Origin of the sequence: Hoyosella sp. YIM 151337, assembly GCF_026041215.1 — a bacterium.
Classification (GTDB): Bacteria; Actinomycetota; Actinomycetes; order Mycobacteriales; family Mycobacteriaceae; genus Hoyosella.
On the sequence record NZ_JAPEIQ010000026.1, the window covers coordinates 294,051 to 315,255 of the forward strand.

The 21,205-nt window shown below is 63.2% G+C and carries 18 protein-coding genes and 1 riboswitch; of the genes, 10 read left to right on the forward strand and 8 right to left on the reverse strand.

Going from position 1 to position 21,205, the window contains the following annotated elements; translation table 11 throughout:
• Positions 1-47: 47 nt before the first annotated feature.
• The gene (locus ONR57_RS13895) at positions 48-674 is read right to left on the reverse strand and encodes a hypothetical protein (protein ID WP_265124102.1); all 627 of its coding nucleotides are present in this window, start codon (positions 672-674) and stop codon (positions 48-50) included.
• Positions 675-821: 147 nt separating this feature from the next.
• Here ONR57_RS13895 and ONR57_RS13900 point away from each other — a divergent pair, with 147 nt between their 5' ends.
• Entirely contained in the window at positions 822-1,154 is a 333-nt protein-coding gene (locus tag ONR57_RS13900; protein WP_265124103.1) for a YidH family protein, read from the forward strand.
• A 116-nt stretch (positions 1,155-1,270) separates the two neighbouring features.
• On the forward strand, positions 1,271-2,404 hold the full coding sequence (locus tag ONR57_RS13905; protein ID WP_374116442.1) for a VIT1/CCC1 transporter family protein: 1,134 nt from the start codon (positions 1,271-1,273) through the stop codon (positions 2,402-2,404).
• On the opposite strand, the gene ONR57_RS13910 is transcribed toward ONR57_RS13905, so the two are convergent.
• Complete coding sequence (locus tag ONR57_RS13910; protein WP_265124104.1) at positions 2,401-4,107, reverse strand: cation:proton antiporter; 1,707 nt, start codon at positions 4,105-4,107, stop codon at positions 2,401-2,403. The genes ONR57_RS13905 and ONR57_RS13910 overlap by 4 nt on opposite strands.
• A gap of 194 nt (positions 4,108-4,301) precedes the next feature.
• Between ONR57_RS13910 and ONR57_RS13915 the strand changes: the two genes are divergently transcribed.
• The gene (locus ONR57_RS13915; protein WP_265124105.1) at positions 4,302-5,546 is read left to right on the forward strand and encodes an AI-2E family transporter; all 1,245 of its coding nucleotides are present in this window, start codon (positions 4,302-4,304) and stop codon (positions 5,544-5,546) included.
• Between the two features lie 85 nt (positions 5,547-5,631).
• The gene (locus ONR57_RS13920; RefSeq protein WP_265124106.1) at positions 5,632-6,675 is read left to right on the forward strand and encodes an SDR family NAD(P)-dependent oxidoreductase; all 1,044 of its coding nucleotides are present in this window, start codon (positions 5,632-5,634) and stop codon (positions 6,673-6,675) included.
• A 6-nt stretch (positions 6,676-6,681) separates the two neighbouring features.
• Here ONR57_RS13920 and ONR57_RS13925 read toward each other — a convergent pair whose 3' ends face one another.
• The gene (locus tag ONR57_RS13925) at positions 6,682-7,359 is read right to left on the reverse strand and encodes an MOSC domain-containing protein (RefSeq protein WP_265124107.1); all 678 of its coding nucleotides are present in this window, start codon (positions 7,357-7,359) and stop codon (positions 6,682-6,684) included.
• Positions 7,360-7,378: 19 nt separating this feature from the next.
• Positions 7,379-8,710, reverse strand: coding sequence for a cytochrome P450 (locus ONR57_RS13930; RefSeq protein ID WP_265124108.1), 1,332 nt, complete (start codon positions 8,708-8,710; stop codon positions 7,379-7,381).
• 93 nt (positions 8,711-8,803) lie between these two features.
• Here ONR57_RS13930 and ONR57_RS13935 point away from each other — a divergent pair, with 93 nt between their 5' ends.
• Entirely contained in the window at positions 8,804-9,385 is a 582-nt protein-coding gene (locus tag ONR57_RS13935) for a TetR/AcrR family transcriptional regulator (protein WP_265124109.1), read from the forward strand.
• Here ONR57_RS13935 and ONR57_RS13940 read toward each other — a convergent pair.
• Positions 9,382-10,167 (reverse strand): glycerophosphodiester phosphodiesterase family protein, encoded by a 786-nt coding sequence (locus tag ONR57_RS13940; protein WP_265124110.1) that lies wholly within the window; start codon positions 10,165-10,167, stop codon positions 9,382-9,384. The genes ONR57_RS13935 and ONR57_RS13940 overlap by 4 nt on opposite strands.
• A 99-nt stretch (positions 10,168-10,266) precedes the next feature.
• On the opposite strand from ONR57_RS13940, the gene ONR57_RS13945 reads away from it, so the two are divergent.
• The 3 genes from ONR57_RS13945 to ONR57_RS13955 all read left to right on the forward strand — a co-directional run bounded on the left by ONR57_RS13945 (position 10,267) and on the right by ONR57_RS13955 (position 13,723).
• On the forward strand, positions 10,267-11,676 hold the full coding sequence (locus ONR57_RS13945; RefSeq protein ID WP_265124111.1) for a sodium:alanine symporter family protein: 1,410 nt from the start codon (positions 10,267-10,269) through the stop codon (positions 11,674-11,676).
• A gap of 127 nt (positions 11,677-11,803) precedes the next feature.
• On the forward strand, positions 11,804-12,193 hold the full coding sequence (locus tag ONR57_RS13950) for a TM2 domain-containing protein (protein WP_265124112.1): 390 nt from the start codon (positions 11,804-11,806) through the stop codon (positions 12,191-12,193).
• An 18-nt stretch (positions 12,194-12,211) separates the two neighbouring features.
• Positions 12,212-13,723: an SDR family oxidoreductase gene (locus ONR57_RS13955; protein ID WP_265124113.1), complete on the forward strand. Its 1,512-nt coding sequence runs from the start codon at positions 12,212-12,214 to the stop codon at positions 13,721-13,723.
• A gap of 130 nt (positions 13,724-13,853) precedes the next feature.
• On the opposite strand, the gene ONR57_RS13960 is transcribed toward ONR57_RS13955, so the two are convergent.
• From ONR57_RS13960 to ONR57_RS13970, 3 genes are read right to left on the reverse strand one after another with little or no spacing between them, the layout of a single operon-like run.
• Positions 13,854-15,779: an ABC transporter ATP-binding protein gene (locus tag ONR57_RS13960; RefSeq protein ID WP_265124114.1), complete on the reverse strand. Its 1,926-nt coding sequence runs from the start codon at positions 15,777-15,779 to the stop codon at positions 13,854-13,856.
• Positions 15,776-17,500 (reverse strand): ABC transporter ATP-binding protein, encoded by a 1,725-nt coding sequence (locus ONR57_RS13965; protein ID WP_265124115.1) that lies wholly within the window; start codon positions 17,498-17,500, stop codon positions 15,776-15,778. The genes ONR57_RS13960 and ONR57_RS13965 overlap by 4 nt, the downstream gene beginning before the upstream one ends.
• A 46-nt stretch (positions 17,501-17,546) precedes the next feature.
• The gene (locus ONR57_RS13970; RefSeq protein ID WP_265124116.1) at positions 17,547-18,449 is read right to left on the reverse strand and encodes a DMT family transporter; all 903 of its coding nucleotides are present in this window, start codon (positions 18,447-18,449) and stop codon (positions 17,547-17,549) included.
• A 37-nt stretch (positions 18,450-18,486) separates the two neighbouring features.
• Positions 18,487-18,655, forward strand: a riboswitch (M-box (ykoK) riboswitch).
• 235 nt (positions 18,656-18,890) lie between these two features.
• Here ONR57_RS13970 and mgtE point away from each other — a divergent pair.
• Together mgtE and ONR57_RS13980 are read left to right on the forward strand one after the other, a co-directional pair.
• Positions 18,891-20,261 (forward strand): magnesium transporter, encoded by a 1,371-nt coding sequence (mgtE, locus tag ONR57_RS13975; RefSeq protein WP_265124117.1) that lies wholly within the window; start codon positions 18,891-18,893, stop codon positions 20,259-20,261.
• A 3-nt stretch (positions 20,262-20,264) separates the two neighbouring features.
• Positions 20,265-20,981 (forward strand): MgtC/SapB family protein, encoded by a 717-nt coding sequence (locus ONR57_RS13980; RefSeq protein WP_374116445.1) that lies wholly within the window; start codon positions 20,265-20,267, stop codon positions 20,979-20,981.
• Positions 20,982-21,205: the final 224 nt, after the last annotated feature.

Below are 21,205 nucleotides of genomic sequence, written 5' to 3' on the forward strand. Positions count from 1 at the left end.
GCTCTCGGCCCCAGTCCCCACACTGGCGCCGAGAGCACGCTCCTCACTCAGCCGTGACGGTCGGTAGCCGCTCCGGCCGACATCATCATCGGATTGTGCAGGTCATAGTAGGTGACCTTGCCCATGATGCGCTCTTCTTCCTGCAACATATCGCGCAGGTCGTCAGGCATCTCCATCTTCTCGTGCTCGCGCGCCTCAGCTTCGGAGCGGAAATATACCGCCTCGACATAGCCATCTTCACCATACGTGCCGAGCGTTGCTCCCATAATCTCTGGCCGCAACTCGTGCATGCGAGACTCGGTCTGCCGCAGCAATTCTCGCATTCGATGAGCATCCGGAGTGTGGCCTTCGAGAATCTGGACGAACCCGGCCTCATCGGATCCGCCGTCAAGCCAGAGCGTGACATCCGCGCAGTCCATGAATGCCACTGGCCCGTCGAAACACCGTTCGCACTCGGCCCACCATTCACCCTGCTCTGGGCGATCGCTGTTACGGCGAGCGGCCTCCTCAGACTCGAACCGAACCAGACACACGAACGTCCCGTCGTCACTCATACCGCAAGTGCTGCCAAGATAACCGTGCGCACCCGGTTGTAGTTCTTCCGACCAGCGGTCCATGCAGCGGCGCAGTCCGTCCTCGTCCGCTACTTTGCCCTGAAATACCTGGAGAAACATCGTTCCCTCCTCACGCGCAGACACCGGCCCGCCGCAGTCCACTGCCGGAATCCCCGGTCAGCCATACGATCGCGGCCACTGCACGGATAATCATTCGCTTCACGCGCGCGCAGCGCAAGGGCCGAATTGCCGTGGCATACTGCCGTCATGCGGCCTGACGAACGCTTCACGCTCGCGAGCGAACGCACGTTCCTGGCCTGGATGCGCACCGCTCTGGGGCTCATGGTGGCGGGCATCGCGATCATTCATGTGGTTCCGGACTTCAGCACCCAAACATTCCGCAGCATCATCGGTTTCGCGTTCGTTGCCCTCGCCTGCGTCGCGGCAGTTGAAGGGTTGCGGCGCTGGCGGCAAGTGAGCAACGCCTTGGCGACCGGCTCCGACATGCCTGGTCCGCGTGCTTTGACTGTCATCACGATCGGCGTCACTGTGGTCGGAGTCGGTACCCTCCTCGCCATCGCGATAGATTTCGCCACCTGACCGGTCCAAGATTCGCCTTGCCGAAGAATTCTTTGCCTTCAGTCACAGAAAAAACGCAGGCCAGCGCGATTTAGGTAGCTCGCGCAGACACGGTAACGTCGCCCCCGAAACGTCGGATGAAAGGGAGTGCAGTGACCCCGGAGAGCCAGCCGGAGCCTATTGAGCGTTACAGCGCGGGCAACCGGCCGCCGCCGACCGCGAAAGATATCCGCCGCTGGCGCCGCTACCTCGCAAACGAGCGAGCTGAGGCCGCCGTCTACCGTGATCTGGCTGATCGGCGCACCGGCGAAGAGCGAGAAATTCTGCTCGCGCTCGCCCACGCTGAAGGGCGGCACGAGGAACACTGGCGACAGCTGCTCGGCAATCAGGTGGGTATGCCTCTTCGTGGTGACGTGCGCACCCGAATGCTCGGTTTCCTGGCGCGCCGGTTCGGTTCCGTGTTTGTACTGGCCCTGGTGCAGCGGGCGGAAAAACGTTCACCGTACGCGTCGGATCGCGACGCCACTGACGCGATGAGCGCGGACGAGCATATTCACGAAGAAGTCGTACGGGCGCTCGCGACCCGGGGCCGCAACAGATTGTCGGGCACCTTCCGGGCCGCGGTGTTCGGCGCCAACGACGGTCTCGTGAGCAATTTGGCGCTGATACTGGGATTCGCTGGCAGCGGGGTCGACAACGAGGTCGTATTGCTGGCGGGCGTCGCGGGTTTGCTGTCGGGAGCGCTCTCGATGGGAGCGGGTGAGTATGTTTCGGTTCGTTCGCAGCGTGAATTGCTAGAGGCATCAACACCGAGCGCTGAGACACGCCACGCGGTGCCGAAGCTGGACGTCAATGCGAATGAACTTGCGCTGGTGTACCGCGCACGCGGCATGTCGGCTACCGATGCCGAGCATCGGGCTGCTCAGATCCTCAGGAACTCCGAGCACACCGAGCACGAATCCGGTCCCGCGCAAAGCGAGACACAGGAAGCGGTGGGCACTGGGATCCGGGCCGCTGGCGCGAGCTTTCTTTTCTTCGCATCTGGCGCGCTGATTCCGGTGCTGCCGTACCTCGCAGGATTGCAGGGACTCGCCGCGATGGTGACGTCAATCTTGCTGGTCGGCGCGGCGCTCATGGTGACAGGCGTGACGGTAGGGCTGTTATCCGGTGGCCCCCCGCTGAAGCGGGCGCTACGCCAGCTCGCTATCGGCTACGGCGCCGCGGCGGCGACGTACATGCTTGGCCTCGCGTTCGGCACGGCGCTCGGCTAGCTAGTACCGCTCTCGTCCTCCTCGGGCCGGTCACGATCAAGATCTTCGTCGTTGCCGGGGCCGCCCGCCTCGAGTTCGCTAATCATCTCAGCCAGCGAATTCGCGGCAGTCGTCGCGGCAAACGCGAATGGCTCGAGCACGATATCCGCCCCCGAACGCTGCAACTCATATGCGTCGTGCATCGTGTGCGCCGTCAGTGCGACACAGCCGCGATAGTCGTGGTGACGCAGACCGTGCAGCAGCGCCTTGTTGGTGTCGAGCACTGGCACCGTACTGACCACGTAGCGCGCGCGAGAGAGCGGCAGCGTCTCCAGGAAATGAACATCCTCGGCGCTGCCGAAGACCGCGGAGACGTTTGTCCGATCGTTCTTGTCCACCTTGTGCGGATCGAAATCGACTGCCAGCACCTTCCAGCCAGACTGCCCGAGCCGGTCCGCCACATGACCGCCGAAGCGGCCGAGGCCATACAAGATGACGTCGGTATCTTGTGGTGGATCGCTGAGCGACACTGTGCGGCCTTGCGTCCGGTCAAAGATTCGCTCGAGCCACGGCCCGATCTTCGCGTAGATCTGGTGCGAATACAGAATGAGATACGTTGATCCGCCGATGGTGATCAGGCCAACCACCGTAATGAGGCTTACGGTCGCGTTGCTGATATGTCCGAGACTTAGCCCCAATGCCGCAAGAATCAGCGAGAACTCGGAAATCTGTGCGACTGTGAGGCCCGCGAGGAATCCCACTCGTACCGGATAGCGCATCAGGGACATGATGATCACGACGATCAGCGGGTTTCCGATCAGCACGAACAGCGAGAAGATGACAGCCGCGGTCAGCTGGGCCGCGGCGTCAGTGAACTCGAGCTGCGCGCCGAGGGCAAGAAAGAAGAACAACAGGAGGAAATCGCGGAGACTTACCAGCCGTGCGCCCAGCGCATCCCGGTACGGTGTGGACGCAAGCGAGACGCCGGCTAAGAACGCTCCTACCTCGGAGCTGAAGCCTAGCCAGTCGCTGAAGGCAGCTACCGCGACCGCGTACGCTACGCCGAAAAGAACCAGGAGCTCCTGCGACTGCGCTATATAGCGAATGAGGTGCGGAATGACCCACTTCATCAGCGCCGCGATACCAGCGAGCAGCCCCAGGCCCTTGAGCAGGACTTCGCCAACCCCGAGCGCGATGTTGTCGGTTGCCTCCTGCCCGAACGCGGTGAGGCCGATCATCACCAGCACCACGACGATGTCCTGCACGATGAGGAACCCCACCGCGATCCGGCCGTGCAACTGTTCGAGTTCTCGTTTATCGGAAAGAAGCTTGACGATGATGATCGTTGAGGAGAACGTCAGTGCGACCGCGACATAGATTGCCGTCACCGTATCCATGCCGAGCGCTATGGCAATGAAGTAACCGACTACCGACGTAAAGACAACCTGCCCCAGCCCGGTGGCAAGCGCAATTGGCCCGGTGGTCCTGATGAGATGCAAATCGAGCTTTAGGCCCACGAGGAACAGGAGGATCGCGATACCAAGATGCGCGAGAAGTTCAACAGTTCCTTCGGCGGTGACCCAGCCCAGACCCACAGGTCCCACGAAAATACCCACGCCGATGAACGCAACGATGAGCGGCTGCTTCAAGCGCACCGCAAGCAGCGCTACCACCGCGGCGATCGCGAGCACAGCCGCGATGAGCGAAAAAGCATGCAGTTCCATTGCCCCCCGATCAGCCAGCCGAGTGCTACTCCTACCTTCGCACACTCACGCACGTAAAGTTAAAGGGGACGTAAGGCAGCCCGACTCACACGCGGAAACCGTTGTGTACCAGTACGTCGGGTGCCAAGATCACAGCATGTCACGAGACCAGCGACGAAGCGGGGCGGCCGGTGCCTGACCACAGATCCTCTCCAGTGTCAGAAGTTGCACAGGCGGCTGGGCTCACCGGCGCGGCTCAGGACTCCCCCGCCGAACCGCAGCGTCCCCGCCACCGCGGCGATTTCATCGGTGCCGGCGGGCGCTGGGTCGCCACGTGGAGCCTGCGGCTCATCCTGTTCGCCGCGGCGGCGTACATCGTAGGCTGGGTCGTCGGCAAGATGTGGGTGATCGCTCTGCCGGTCGCCCTGGCGATCATTATTTCAACCGTGTTGTGGCCGATCGCCGGCTGGCTGCACCGGCATCACCTTCCGGCCGCGCTTGCGTCCATGCTGAGCCTGCTGCTCGCGTTCGGCATATTCGGAGGCTTGATCGCGTCGATCGTGCCGTCCGTCGCTGAAGACGCCCCGGCGCTCGCCGAACAGGCAGAGCAGGGAATCATCAGCATCCAGGAATGGATTTCCGGACCGCCGCTGAACATCGAGCCCGAACAGCTCAACGAATACGTTCAGGCAGTCGGAGGCGTCCTTCAAGAGAGTGCTGACCGCATTGCCTCAGGAGTGTTCGTCGGCATCGGTGCCGCCACGTCCATCATCATCACACTCGTCCTGTCGCTGGTTCTGACGTTCTTCTTCCTCAAGGACGGGCTGCGGTTTCTCCCGTGGTTTTTGCGCTCCACAGGCGGCCCCGGAGCGCACCACGTCGCCGAGGTTCTGCGACGCCAGTGGAAGACTCTCGCCGGTTTCATTCGGGCCCAGGCCATCGTGAGCTTCGTCGATGCGTTCTTCATCTGGATCGGTCTCATCGTGATGGGTGTGCCGCTCGCGAATGCCCTCGCGATCATCACCTTCATCGCCGGGTTCGTCCCGATCGTCGGTGCGTTCGTCGCCGGTGCGCTCGCTGTGCTCGTCGCGCTCGTAGCCAATGGCTTGGTGAACGCGCTGATCGTTCTCGGCATTATCGTTGCAGTGCAGCAACTCGAGAGCAATATTCTGCAGCCGATTCTTCAAAGCCGGTCCATGAACCTGCACCCGGTGGTCGTCCTGCTCTCGGTGACTGCCGGTGCCAGGTTGTTCGGTATCGTGGGCGCCTTCCTCGCGGTTCCCGTCGCGGCGATGGTCGCCGTCGCGGTCCGCTACGTCGGTGAGGTCCTGGACGAGCGGACCGAGGCCGAGCAGCAAGCCCTCGACAAGAAGCCGCAAGCGCCACCCCCCGGGCGTACTAATGAGGCTGACAAGGAAGCACCGCTGCAGGAAAGCGAGCTCCCAGATCGGTCGCCGTGAATCTGGAAAATCCCCACCGGGTATCGGACGGCCTTCCGTAGGCTGGTGCCGACATTGGTACGGCAACGGCGATAGGTGAGTTCGAATGACAGGGCTGTCAGGTCCAACTGGGGTGGTGGGCCCAATCGGCGTCCACGGCGGGCGGCTGCTCGCGCGGACCGCTGACGCCGTGCTCGACGGCACCGTGGTGGGCGGCTTCTCACGACTGGGCATTGTCGCGCGGCGCGCACTACCCGCGTGGCCTGCAGATCCCGAGCCGGAAAGCCTCCGGGACCGGACAGCACTTGTGACGGGTGCTGGTTCCGGGATCGGACTGGCAGCGGCAGCCGGGCTCGCCGCACTCGGCGCCCGCGTGCTCCTTGGCGTGCGTTCCCAGGAGAAAGGCGCGGCCGCTGAGCAGCGGATCCGAGTGACGGTGCCGAACGCCAATCTCGCGATCGTCATGAATGACGTCGCCGACCTGGGATCGGTGCGCAGTACCGCACGCGACATCATTTCGAATGAGCCGCGCCTCGACATCATCGTCCACAACGCGGGCGTCCTGCCTCACGAGCGGGAAGAGACCGCAGACGGGCACGAGGTTACTTTCGCGACCCACGTCCTCGGGCCCATTCTGTTGACTGAACTCGCACGCCCGGCACTGCGCGCCTCCGGCAAGAGCCGGGTGATCTTCGTGTCGTCCGGAGGCATGTACACGCAGCGACTGCCTGTCGACGACCCCGAATACCGCGCCGGGGGCTACAAAGGCGCGACTGCCTACGCGCGGACTAAACGCATGCAGGTTGCGCTAACGCCGTTGCTGGCTCAGCGCTGGGGCTCGGAAGGAGTCGATGTGCATGCGATGCATCCCGGCTGGGCTGATACGCCTGGTGTGGTTGACGCTCTGCCTGGCTTTCACAGGGTGATGAAGCCATTGCTGCGCGATGCGAAGGCTGCCGCCGACACGATCGTGTGGCTCGCGGCTGCGCAGCCGCCACCACCGGTCGGGCGATTCTGGCATGACCGGCGATCGCGCGCTGTGCACCGGCTGCCTGGCACCCGCCAATCATCCGAGGATGTTTTGCGAATCTGGCGGTATTGCGCTCATGCACTTGGGATTTCGCCGGTGCATCCCGCGGGACCGTCCTGACAGACCCTAGGCGCGCCGCGCGAGGGATTTGCGCAGCCCGTCCTTCCATGACGCGGCCAGTGCGGCAACGCCGAGCGCTTCGTGAATCTCGCCGGCTGCGACGGGCCCAGGCTGACAGAGCATCGCGAACATTGTGGCGACCGTCGGCGCCGAACTGCGCTCCACCAGTAGCATTCCGCCCCGCACTGGCACTTCCCCTGGCTGCAGTACCCGGGCGTACCAGCCGCACCGGCCGGAGTCAACCATATCGGCGATGATCGCTTTAGTGCCGGTACGCATACCGAGTTTGAAGCAGGGCTGGCGGGGCTGAGAAACCTGGACGAGTGCCTCACCCCATTGCCAGACGTCTCCAATGCGCACCGTGCTTTCCAGCGCGCCGCGCAGCGAGACGTTCTCACCGACCTGGCCCGGCTCGAGACTGTAGCCCTCGGCCGCCCAGTCAGAGTAGTGTTCCGCCGGGTACAGGTACACCGCTTTGTCGGCGCCTCCGTGGTTGATGAGATCTGCCTGCCCGTCCCCATCGAGGTTCGTCGCCCGCAGCGCGACTCGCTCGCTCGTGACAGGGTGCTTCACGATCGCGCTTTGCACACGCTCACGGCCGAACATGCCTAAATCAGCAGGCTGCCCGACGAACACGCCGTCAACGATGAGTTTCTTCGGATGATCGCTCAGGGTGCTCGCCACGCACCCCAGCGTAACGGCGCTACACCGGCCACGCGATGATCCGGCCGCCACGGCGCGGGGTGAGGGTGATGTTGCGCGGCGTCGGAGGTTCGGGGGCAGCCCGGTCGGCGGTGAAGGTGTAGTGACTCAGCGCGGCACGCAGCACCTCAACACCTTCCATCTGCGCGAACCCGGCACCAAGGCAGCGCCGGATGCCGCCGCCGAAAGGAATCCACGTGTTGGGCGCTGGGCTGCTGCCAAGGAAACGCTCGGGCCGGAACGCTTCTGGATCCTCGTGATTCTTCGCATCGGACTGAACAACTCCGATGATGGGCATCACCGTGTAACCGGCCGGAATGCGGTATCCGCCGATCTCTATGTCTTCCGTGAGCTTGCGCGCGACTTCGTAAATCACCGGCCGTAAGCGCAGCGCTTCCTTGAAGATCGCTTCGAGGTATTTGTCGTCGCCGGATAGCGCCGCTTCGCGGCCGAGTCGCTGACGCTCGGGATCGCGCGCGAGTTCATGGAAACACCACGACAGTGCGGTTGCTGTGGTTTCGTGTCCGGCGAGCAAGAGTGTGATCAACTGGTCGCGCAGTTCCTCGTCGGTGAGGCGGTCACCATCATCGTCAACCGAGATCATCTGTGAGAGCACGTCTTTACGATCAGCAAGATCCGGCACACGGCGCCGTTCACGGATCTCGGCGGCAAGCAGTGTGTCGATCTCGCGCTGCATCGCGACGGTTTTCCGCCACGGCGGGAGCCGGCGCAACCGCGGGCTCTGCAGCCCCAGGAACGTCAGCATGGTGGAGCTAACGAGTTTCCCGAGCAGCGTGCGCAATGCATCGAGGCGGGGTCCTTCTGCGACGCCGAACACGACTCGCATGATGATCTCGAGGGTGAGTGCCTGCATCCGCTCGTGCGTCTCGAATCGAGTGCCAATCGGCCACTGCGCGATCTCCTGCAGGGCGAGCCGCTCCACCATCGTGCGATAGCCGCGCAGCGCAGACCCGTGAAACGCCGGCATCAGCAGCGTACGCAGCCTTTTGTGGACGTTTTCATCCGTCGTGAGGACGGAACGCTCCCCCATGATCGGCGCGAGGATCATGTTCCCTTCGCCCGCGTGAAAACGGCTTGCCGGTCCGCTGAATACGGTGCGTATGTCCTCAGGGTTCGCGAGCTGAACGAGGTTGCGGTCGGGATATATATCGAGGGTGAAGACGTCACCGTACCGTTCGCGCAGGGCCGGGAGCCATTCATGGCGGTGCCGCCCAAACCGCCAGGTTTGAATGGCCATCGGGAGTTTCGGCCCGGGCGGAGTCTCGGTGGGCAGTGCCCGAGGCTGTGTGTGCGGTTCGTGTGTGGCGGTCATCGTGGTCCCCTCCCCGGCGAGGCTACTCAGCACTTCCCTTATTTATACATACGTATAGAACGTTCGTATAGATTGTGTCCTAAACTCGCTTACATGGGCCACCGAGAAGACCTGCTCGCGGCGGCGAGGAAGCTGATCAGCGAAAAGGGGTATGCGCGGATCACAGCACGCGACCTCGTTGCGGAGTCTGGGACCAATCTCGCGTCCATCGGCTATCACTTCGGCTCGAAAGAGTCGCTGCTGAACTCCGCGATCTTCGATGCCTTCAGCGAGTGGACAACCTACCTGGCCGAAACCGCCATGCAGGCCGACGTCGAGGCCCCGCATGAGCGGGCGATCATCACCTGGGCCGCGATGCTCGACGGTTTTCGCGCGCAGCAGCCACTCCTCATTGCGTTCGCCGAGGCGCTCGCGCAAGCCGAACGCACCCCCGCGCTGCGCGCGCAGTTCGCCGAGCAGTACCGCACCATGCGGGCACGAGTGGCCGGCTACGTCGCTGAAGCTATCGGTCCGCTCACACCACAGGACCCGCGCGCCAGCGCGATTGCGAGTTTCATGATCGCGGTGTGCGACGGCTTCGCCGCACAATGGCTGATCGATGCCGACAACGCGCCGTCCGCCGCAGACCTCACCGGCGCGCTCTCCCTACTCTTCGGCATGACGCGCGACAGCTAGACCTCGTTCCCGAGGACCCGGAGCAGCACATCAGGCCGGTCGGTGACGAGACCGTCGACACCCATGTCGAGCAACTCCCGCATCTCCGCTTCCTCGTCGATCACCCACACATGAACCTCGGCGCCGATCGAATGCACGGCACGGATGAACCGCTCGTCCACCAGTGTGAGGCCCCGATACGTGCGCGGCACTTGCGCCATGCCGCCCCACGCGACGCGCCTGCTCAGCCGGCCAGGGGTCCGGCCCAGCCGGCTCGCGGACCACAGCGCCAGCACTGCGGCAGGAGTCATTGCCGCGATCGGGACGCGGCCGCCGCGCGCGGTGAACATCGCCCGCATCGCGTGCATCCGGCGTGTCGAGAACGATGCGATGGCCACCCGATCATGCGTCTTCGTCCGCGCGACCACATCAACGAATGGTTCCACCGCCGCTTGACATTTGACGTCGATGTTGAATTTCGTGTCGGGCAGCTCTTCGAGCACTTCCACGAGCCGGCTGACAGGTTCACGGCCCGCCACCAGCGCCGTGCTGAGTGTCTCCCACGACAGCTCGCCGATATGGCCCTTCAAACTGGTCACACGGTCCAGAGTGGGGTCGTGGTGCACCACCACGACCCCATCCGCGGTGACTTGCACGTCGATCTCCAGATACTCGTATCCCCGCTTTACGGCCTCCCGCAGCGCGGCGAGAGTGTTTTCGAGCCCGTCGAACTCCCCGGTGTGCCAGCCACGGTGCGCGAAGGCGCGCGGCGCGGGCGATGCGAGGTATGGATGCGGCGTCATACTGCCAGTGTGCCTACTGACTCTGAGATTTCCTCTCAGAAATCGGGCATGTCCGATTCTGGGAGCGCGTAAAGCGCCGCGTCCGTATACATTTCTCCAATGCCGAACTTTGAGAAGATCCTGGGCGACCTGAGCTCGTTCGTCTGGGGCCCGTGGCTGCTGATTCCCCTGCTCCTGGGGACGGGCTTATACCTGACGATCCGGCTGGGCGGAATCCAGTTCAGAAAACTGGTCCCCGCATTGCGGCTCGCGCTTATCGAACGCCGCGACGACGGCGGTAAAGGTGACATCAGCCAATACCAGGCCTTGACGACAGCGCTGGCGGCGACGGTCGGCGTGGGAAACATTGTCGGTGTGGCTGCCGCGATTGGACTGGGCGGCCCTGGCGCGCTTTTCTGGATGTGGGTAACAGCGCTCGTCGGCATGGCGAGCAAATACTCTGAGGCATTCCTCGGGGTGCGATTCCGGGTTACCGACGCTAAGGGGGAACAGTCGGGCGGTCCACAGTATTACTTGTACCGCGGAATCCAGAACAATTGGGGCCTCGTTCTCAGCATTCTGTTCGCCGTCTTCGCTGTCCTCGCCAGTTTTGGCATCGGCAACATGACGCAGAGCAACGCGGTCGCCGCCCAAATGGAAAACACCTTTGGCGTCGCACCTGCAGTGACCGGGCTGATTCTCTTCACGTTCACGGGGCTCGTGCTGATCGGCGGGATCAAGTGGATCGGCAGGGTTACCGCGGCGTTCGTGCCCTTCATGATCGTGCTCTACCTCATGGGCGGCACCTACATCCTTATCGCAAACGCCGCCGAAATTCCGGGCGCATTCGGTCTCATCTTCTCGGAAGCGTTCACCGGACAATCCGCAGCGGGCGGCCTGCTTGGCTCCGCGTTCCTGTATGCGCTGCAAATGGGCGTCGCGCGCGGCATCTTTTCGAACGAGTCGGGTATGGGCTCGGCTGCTATCGCAGCGGCGGCCGCGAAGACCACGCACCCTGTGCGGCAAGGCCTCGTCTCTATGACACAAACGTTCATCGACACCATCATCGTGGTGTCCTTTACTGGCCTCGTGCTGATCACGACCGGTGTGTGGGATGTGGACCGTGCAGCCTCCGGCACGATGACCGCAAATGCGTTCACGATAGGACTGCCCGGCGAGTGGGGCCATTACATCGTTTCGCTCAGCGTGATGTTCTTCGCGTTCTCGACGATTCTGGGCTGGTCCTACTATGGCGAACGGTGCGTCGAGCGACTGGTGGGCCGCCGTGGGGTCACCCCGTACCGGGTCTTTTTCACCTGCGTTGTTTTCGTCGGTGCTGTTTCACAATTGACGATTGTCTGGACGATCGCCGATATCCTGAACGGGCTAATGGCGCTGCCTAACCTCATTGGTTTGCTTGTGCTTTCCGGGCTCATTGCCCGCGAAACCAAGCACTATCTCGCACATGACCCTGAGTTGCGGGCATCTGCGCGACAGGTACGTGAATTCATGGCGACACTGCCGAGATAGCACCAGGTATTCGCCGCACCGGGTGAGAATGAACGCGTAGCTGCGTCGGCAACAATTTCATCCGGTGCGGTGGGATTCATCACCCTAGGGTGCCCATTCGCATTTCTCTGCCGTAGTTTTGTCGTTCGTGACACAGCAGGGATCGCAGGGCAGCGAGCACGAAAGTCAGTGGGGCACGCACGAGCCACCGACAGCACCTGATGTACCCGCGCCAGGCTCGGGCGCGTGGGATGCACCCCGTTATCCGCCGTACTTTGCGCAGCCGGGCGCCCCATTCGGGTACGACCCAACCACCGGGGCGCCCTACTCACCGAAAAGCCGGCTAGCCGCGGGACTGCTCAATATCCTCATTGCGGGCGTCGGCCGCATGTACGCGGGTCAAGTCGGCCTGGGCATCGCGCAACTCCTTGTTGCCATCGTCACATGCGGCGTGGGATGGATCTGGAGTCTCATCGACGGCATTCTCATTCTCGTCAACGGCGGACGGGACGAACAGGGCCGACCGCTCCGGCCGTAGCGCTGGTAGCGTGACGCCATGACGGACACGCAGCTGCCGGATCCTATACCGGTACCCAAGGTGCCCAGTTCGTGCCTGGTCACCGGGGCCACCGGCTACATCGGCGGGCGTCTCGCGCCACGCCTGCTGGAGGCAGGTCACAAGGTTCGCGTCCTCGCACGCACTCCCAGCAAACTTCGCGATACCCCCTGGGCTGCCGATGCGGACATTGTCGCCGGTGACCTGACCGACCCGGCCAGCCTTCGCAGCGCCTGCGAAGGCATCGACGTCGTCTACTACCTTGTGCACTCGATGGGCGGGTCCGGCAAGTTCGCAGACGTCGAACGAGACTCCGCGCGCAACTTCGTCGCGGCGGCAGAGGCCGCCGGCGTCAAGCGAATCGTCTATCTCGGCGGTTTGCACCCCTCGGGTGGGGACCTCTCACCCCATCTGCGCTCACGGGCCGACGTGGGCGACATCCTCCTGGCGTCGTCGATCCCGACAGTCGTGCTGCAGGCCGGCGTGGTCATCGGATCGGGTTCCGCATCATTCGAGATGATCCGGCACCTCACAGACCGGCTGCCCGTGATGGTGACCCCGAAATGGGTGAAGAACCGTATTCAGCCGATCGCTGTTCGTGACGCGCTGTACTACTTGCTCTCGTTCGCCGACCTCACCGTCGCAGAAGGCGTGAACCGTTCCTTCGACATCGGTGGACCGGATGTGATGGAGTACGGCGAGATGATGCGCACCTATGGCGACGTCGCTGGCCTGCCGAAACGCCGCATGTTGGTGGTTCCTGTATTGACGCCGCGGCTGGCCGGGCACTGGATCAACCTGGTGACCCCAGTGCCGAAGGCGCTCGCCATGCCGCTCATCGAGTCGCTCCAATGTGAAGCAATCACGCACGAGAACGACATCGACAGCTACGTCCCGCAGCCCGAAGCCGGGCTGACCCCCTACCGCCGCGCGGTGGATCTCGCGCTCAACCGGATCGAAGCGGGACAGGTCGAAACACGGTGGTCGAACGCGGCCGTGCCGGACGCGCCCGCGGATCTGCTGCCATCCGACCCAGACTGGGCGGGTGAAACCGTGTACACGGATATTCGCACGCGCACATCGTCGGCGTCTCCTGACACATTGTGGGACCTCGTGGAAGGGATCGGCGGCGAACACGGCTGGTACTCGTTTCCGCTCGCCTGGACGATCCGGGGCTGGATGGACCGGATAGTTGGCGGTGTGGGTCTCCGGCGCGGACGGCGTGATCCCCACCGGCTCTACAAAGGTGAGGCGCTCGATTTCTGGCGGGTCGAAGAAATCGAGCGCGGCTCATTGCTCCGCCTGCGTGCTGAAATGAAAGTGCCGGGCGGCGCGTGGCTGGAAATGCGGGTACGCGCGCACCCAGACGGATCGGAATTGCACCAGCGTGCGGTCTTCTTTCCGCGCGGACTGCTCGGGCGTCTCTACTGGTTTTCGATCCTGCCGTTCCACGGCATCATCTTCCAGGGCATGGTTCGCAATATCACGCTCGCCGCCGAGCGAGCGAAATAGCGTCACACCAGTCACAGCTGTCGCTGGCACCTACTACCCCTGTCCAGCGGGCGTGTACAAAATGCCTAATTCGTGCACGCGATTGCACAAATATGACGTGGTCGCTGCGAACAGTATGGAGGGGGACGGACTAGACCTGAGGTGCCGCTGCCCCGGCGAACTGGCTCATGTACAGCCGGTGGTAAGCGCCCCGTGAGGCGATCAGCTCGTCATGCGAGCCCTGCTCGACAATCCGGCCGTCTTCCATCACAAGAATGACATCAGCGTCACGGATCGTGGAGAGGCGGTGCGCTATGACGAACGCCGTGCGGTCTGCGCGCAACCGAGCCATCGCCTTCTGAATTAACAACTCCGTGCGTGTGTCCACCGAGGACGTCGCCTCATCGAGGATGAGGATCTGCGGTTCCGCCGCGAACGCGCGCGCGATGGTAATGAGCTGCTGCTCCCCCACGCTGACGCTGCCGGACTCTTCGTCGAGAACCGTGTCATACCCGTCAGGCAATGTACGGGCGAATCGGTCGACGTAACTGTCCTTCGCCGCCGCGACTATCTCGCTATCGCCAGCATGTTCAGCTCCGTACCGGATGTTGTCTTTGATCGATGCGCCGAGCAGCCACGTGTCTTGCAGCACCATCCCGATGCGTGAACGCAGCTCAGCTCGGGTCATTCGCCGCGTGTCGATGCCGTCGACCAGAATCGCGCCGGAATCGATCTCGTAGAACCGCATCAGCACATTCACCAGAGTTGTTTTGCCCGCTCCTGTGGGCCCGACGATAGCGACCATCTGCCCCGGCTCAACAGCAAGAGACAAATCCTCGATGAGCGGCTGCTCCGGATGGTAACGGAAGGAGACGTGCTGGAACTGGACGCGGCCGCGCGGGTCGGCAACCACTTCCGGGACCTGCGGTTCCGCTGTTTCTTCTGGTGCGTCAAGAAGCTCAAATACCCGCTCGGCGGAGGCTACCCCGGACTGCAGCACACTGACCATCGACGCGAGCTGTGACAGCGGCTGAGTGAACTGCCGGGAGTACTGGATGAACGCCTGCACCTCGCCGAGGCTCATTGTGCCGCTGGCCACGCGCATACCGCCGATGACCGCGACGAGCACGTAGTTGATATTGCCGAGGAATTGGATAACCGGCATTACCAGACCGGACAGGAACTGAGCTTTGAACGAAGCAGCCTGCAGTTTCTCGTTTCGCTCGGTGAAAACCCGCTGCGCGTCGTCCTCACGCCCGTACGCGAGCACGAGTTCGTGCCCGGTATGTGACTCTTCTACGTGGCCATTCAGCGCGCCAGTGTGGCGCCATTGCCCCGCGTAGTGCGGCTGCGCCCGGCGCATGATGAACGCGGTGACCACCATTGCAGCAGGCACAGTGAGCAGCGCGATCACCGCCAGCAGCGGCGATATCCACACCATCATTGCGAGGACCGCAATAACGGTGAGCAGCGCGTTGAGCATTTGGCTGATCGTCTGCTGAAGGCTCTGCGACAGGTTGTCGATGTCATTGGTGACGCGGCTGAGCACGTCACCGCGCTGGTGACTGTCGAAGTACTTCAGCGGCAGCCGGTGCACCTTGTGTTCCACGTCTGCGCGCAACTGACGGACAACGCCCTGCACGACGATGTTGAGGATGTATCCCGACACCCAGGCGCACAGGGACGCGCCGAGATAGATCGCGAGCGCCAGATACAGCACCCGGGCGAGCGCACCGAAATCCACACCCGCGCCCGGTATCAGGTTCATTCCCGACACCATGTCTGCGAATGTGTCCCGGCCTTCCGCTCGCAACTGGGCGACCGCTTCGTCGCGGGTGACACCGGCGGGGAGTTGCCGGCCGATGACCCCGTTGAAGATGATGTCGGTCCCCCAGCCGAGAATTCGCGGTCCGATCGCGTTCAGGACGACTGACGTCACTGTGCAGGTGAGAACCGCGAGCAAAGCCCACCGCCGCGGCAGCAGACGGCGAAACAGCCGGCGCACGGCCGGGCCGAAGCGGCTCGCCCGATCGTTCGGATTCCCGGGTGTGGTGGCGGGGCCCATCGGTCTGGTCATCGCGTCACCATCTGTGACTCGACGGTTTCCCGGTACTCCGCGCAGGTTCTGAGCAGTTCGTCGTGTGTGCCCGCACCCACCATTCGTCCGCCTTCGAGGACGAGGATCTGGTCGGCATCCTTGATCGTGGCGATTCGCTGTCCGACGATGAGGACGGCCGCATCCGTGGTGTGCGGAGCGAGCGCCGCGCGCAGCCGGGCGTCGGTGGCGACATCAAGTGCGGAGAACGAGTCGTCGAAGAGGTAGATGTCCGGCTTTCGGACGAGCGCGCGGGCTATCGCGAGCCGCTGACGCTGACCGCCGGAGACGGTGGTACCGCCTTGCGCCACGCGGCTCTCCAGCCCGTCCGGCATCGCGCGGACGAAGTCCGCCGCCTGCGCGATCGTCAGGGCTTCCCACAGTTCTTCTTCGGTCGCATCGGGTTTGCCGTATCGCAGGTTGGACGCGATCGTGCCGGAGAAGAGGTACGCGCGCTGCGGTATGTACCCCATCGCGGCGCGCAGTACGGACGGTTCGAGGTCGCGCACATCAGCCCCGCCTACGAGTACGGCGCCACTGGTCGCGTCGATGAGCCTCGGTATCAGCTGCAGCACGGTCGACTTGCCAGCCCCGGTGCCACCGATGATCGCGGTTGTTGTGCCCGGTGACACCGTGAACGATATGCCCTCGATGACGGGCTTTTCCGCCCCCGGATAGCAGAACGCCGTGTCACGGAACTCAACTCGGCCCGGAGTCGGCATCACACGTATCGGGTCTGCTGGGCGGGTGATCGACGAGGTGGTCGCGAGAACTTCCGAGATCCGTTCCGCACAGACCGCCGCGCGGGGCACCTGTGATGCCATGAAGGTCACGAACATGATCGACATGAGGATCAGCATCAAATAGTTGATCATCGCGGTGAGGGAACCGACCTGCATCCGGTCCGCGCTTATTTCGATCCCGCCGAACCAGATCACTCCGACGAACGTCACGTTCAGGATGAGCATCACGGCGGGGAACGCGACAGCCAGCAGTCGGCCAACATGCAGTGCCGTATCGGTCAGTTCCCGGTTGGCACGAGCAAAACGCGCTGTCTCCCACTGTTCGCGCACGAAGGCGCGAACGACACGGACGCCCGTTATCTGCTCCCTGAGTACCCGGTTGACGGCGTCGATCCTGGACTGCATCGACTGATAGGCCGGAATCATCTTCGCGATGATCAGCCCCATCGTGAGTGCCAGTGCGGGCACACTCACGGCGATCAGCCACGCCAGTCGCACCTCTTCGCGGACGGCCATGATGATGCCCCCGATGCACATCACCGGCGCCAGCACGAGCATCGTCAGCACCATCATGATGAGCGTCTGGACCTGGAGGACGTCATTGGTGTTGCGTGTGATGAGCGAGGGCGCCCCGAAAAGGCCCATTTCGCGAGCGGAGAAGCCATTCACGCGCCGGAACACATCGCTGCGCACGGCGGCACCGACGGAGGTGGCGGTGCGCGCGGAAAGGTAAACCGCACCGACGAGGCAGACTATCTGCACAGCCGCGACCGCGAGCATCACCGCGCCGACCCTCAGGATGTACGGAACGTCACCTCGAGTGACACCAAAGTCGATGATGTCGGCGTTAAGCCGCGGCAGGAACAATGCTGCGAACGCGCCGATGAACTGCAGAACAACGATTCCCGCGAGCACCCTCCGGTGCGGCACCAGATACGTTCGCAAAAGGGAAACGAGCACAATTGCAGCCTACGGCCGGTGCCGTGTCCGAATTTCCTGCACCCTGTTACTTTGACGAGTCTGCGCGCGGCGCGCGGGCAATCCACACCATGCCGAAAATGACGGTGGCAACCCCGAGAACGCCAACTGCCGTCAGAGGTTCCCCCAGCAGGGTCACCGCCAGCAATGCAGCCACCAGCGGCTCGGCAAGCGTAACGGTCGCCGCGGACGCTGCCGTCACCCGTTCGAGACCCTTGATCCACAAAATGTACGGAATCGCGGTGGCAGCCACACCGAGCCACAGCACCGCGTAGATTGCCTCACTCGTGAACACCCACGAGTAGTCCGCGCCGAGTTGTGTCGCCACGAGCACGAGCGCGGCGATGACGAAAAGCGACGCGACGATCGTCTCGCCGCGGACCCCAGCCACAAGCAGGCGGCGGGCGAGCACCGTGTACGTGGCGAAGGACAAACCAGCGCCGAGCGCCAATCCAACGCCACCCCAGTCCACCGGGTCCCCACTCCACGGTGCAAGCAGCAGCACGAGTCCAGTCAGCACCATGCCGGTTGCGGTGAGCCAGCGTGCCGTAATACGTTCCCGCAGAAACAAGCCGAGCACACCGGTGAAAATTGGCCCCGACCCGATAGCGACGAGTGTCCCGACAGCGACGCCAGTCGCACGTACGCCAGAAAAGAAAAACACCTGGAACCCGACGATCGCCAGCGCCGACATCGCGATGAGAACACCGACCATCATGCGGCCGAGCGAGCGCGGCGCGTGCACGTGTTGGCGCTGCCCGACGGTGAGCACAAAAAGCCCGAGTAGCGCCCCGCCGATGACGAGCCGCACCGTCGCAGTCTGCTCGGGCTCGACAGCAGCGGGCAGAAACGCCTGCGACGTGCCCGACGTTCCCCACAGGCTCGCGCCGAGCAGCACCAGCACCCACCCTGGGATGGCATTGACTCTCACCTGACAGCACGCTACTGTTGCGACCGCACAAATGCACATAGGTTCCCGTTAGGCGAGGCTCCTGCGTGCGTACGAGTTTGCTACCCAGACCGGTCGAGAGACACTAATGGGTTAACTGGCCCTGCCGAATCAAGGCTTGGCTTAACGCAAACCGGGCTGACAAGCCCTAGGCGCGCAGTGCTGAAGCTCCACGTTGGGTGATGAGCGCAGTGACGCTGCGTCGTGTGTCCACGCCTCCCGGGTTCCCCGCGGGGCGTTTTTTGTTGCCCACGACCAGCGCGTGAGCTGCGCATCGAAAGGAGGTGATGGGCGAAATGCCGTCTGACTTAGGCGACTTATCCAGTTCCACACTGGCATGCCCACACCTCGAGTCAGCTCTAGGCGGTTGCCCGCTCTGACCCGTGGCGGTGGCGCGTGCCCTCATCCCTTGAGGAGTACCCCATGTACACCGCAATGCTGTTTCGCATTCAGAACCGCAACTTCGAGCGCGTCAAGAATGATCTCGCGCAGCTCACCCCAGAGCTCGTGATCGACGTCCTGCGCGAAATGCCGCCCGCCGAGCGCGCACTCGCGTACCGGCTGCTGGGCAAGGACACCGCGATAGAAGTATTCGAAATGGTGACCGACGACGAGCAGGTTCGGCTGCTCGAGGCTCTCGCGCACCCCCATGCCGCGAATGTGCTCAGCCAGCTTGACGTCGACGACCAGGTTCGGCTCATCGACGAGGCACCCGCCAAGATAGCCAAGAAGCTGCTCGCCACGATGCCTGCTGAAGACCGTGATCGGGTCGCGACGATGCTGGCCTATCCCCCGGTCAGCGCAGGCCGTATGGCGAATCCGCGCTACCTCGCCGCACACGTGACAATGACCGCTGCCGAGACGCTGCAGCGGGTGCGGCAGACCGATCTCGGACCTGAGGATGTCACCACGGTGTTCATTGTGGATGACGCACTCCGCTACGCCGGACTGGTGACAGTGGCTGAACTCGTCCGCGCAGACCCTGGGGCTCGGGCCGGCGACTTGGCGCGCCTTCCTGCTGTCGCAGTGATGACCACCGATGACGCCGCGAAAGCGGCACGCATGCTGCAGCGCCGCGACCTCGGCGCGCTTGCGGTGATTGACAGTGAGCGGCGCATGGTCGGCGCGATCACGTACGACGACGCGATGGATGCACTCGAGGACGACGCGTCGGAGACGATGTACCGGAAAGCCGGCATCGGCGACCCCGCGCATGCCAAGGAGGTGCTGCGCAGCGAGAAGCTAGTAACGGGCAGCATCCTGTACCCCGTACGGGTGCGGATCCTCTTTCTGATGATCACGCTTGCTGGCGGACTGATGGTCGGCGGACTCATTGAGCAGTTTGAGGATGTGCTGACAGCCGTTGTTGCGGTGGCAATCTTCGTTCCGCTGATCATGGATATGGGCGGCAACGTCGGCACCCAGTCGACGACGATCTTCGCGCGGGCACTCGCGCTCGGACACATCACGCCGGAGACATTCAAGCGCCAACTGGCGCGAGAGATGGCGGTAGGCGCGACGATGGCGGTGATCATTGGGTCATTGGGCGGCACAATCGCGTACCTCTGGCAGGGCGAGCCGAACGGCATCCCGATGCTCGGTTTGGCTGTTGGTCTCGCATTGTTCACCTCCGTGTCTCTAGCCACGTTCCTTGGGTTCGCCCTACCGTGGCTGATGGTGAAACTGGGTCTCGATCACGCACCCGGGGCTGACCCTTTTATCACGACGATTAAGGACTTCACCGGCCTCGCGATCTATTTCGGGCTGGCCACGGTGCTGCTGGGGGTGGCGTAGATGCTGGAATGGTGGGAGTTCGGGCTGCGCCTGCTGTGTGCCACTGGACTCGGCGCGCTCATCGGCGTTGAACGCCAATGGCGCGCCCGCGGCGCGGGATTGCGCACGAATGCGCTGGTGGCGTCTGGCTCAGCACTTTTCGTGCTGCTCGCGGTGAACACGGCGGAGGAAATCAGCCCTACACGTATTGCCGCGCAGGTGGTTTCCGGTATCGGCTTCCTCGGCGCCGGGGTCATCATTCGCGACGGCATCAATGTGCGCGGCATCAACACCGCGGCGACGATCTGGTGTGCCGCAGCAATCGGTGTGTTGGCCGGCAGTGGGGTGTACATAGGCGCCCTGATGGGCGCGGTTGTCGTGGTTGCGGCCAACGTGGTGCTGCGTCCCATTGCCCGCAGGATTGAGAGTCAGCCCGCCTCCGAATCGTCGGAAGTGCAGACTGCCTACGAATTGCGCGTGACATGCCGGGACGAACAGGAGGCACACGTTCGGGCCCTCCTGCTGCAGGCCCTCGCCGGCAGCGGATTCACTCTCCGTTCGCTCGATAGCGCAGATATTCCGCGCGAGGACCCCGGTAAACCGGCACGAGTTCAAGTGGAAGCGCTGTTGGTTTTGCAGGGCCGGAATGATGCGCTTCTTGAGAACGCAGTGAGTCGGCTGAGTCTGGAGCCGGGAGTTACTGCGGTGCGGTGGCAAGTGGTCGAAACACTGGCAGTTTAACCGTCCACTACCTCTGGCAATTCCCCATTTACATGCGGTTTTGTCATGTAATTTCACGGCTGCAAATTTGCGTGCCCGGGTGCTTCGAAGGTGGCGCCCGGGCAACGTCTTTCGAGGCCACTTTCGCCCCGATTCCCGTTAGCGCAGCGCTCATGCGACACTCAACCCAGACACACCGCTGGAGAACTTCTGTTATCTAATCGTCGCAAAACCGATTCGAAACC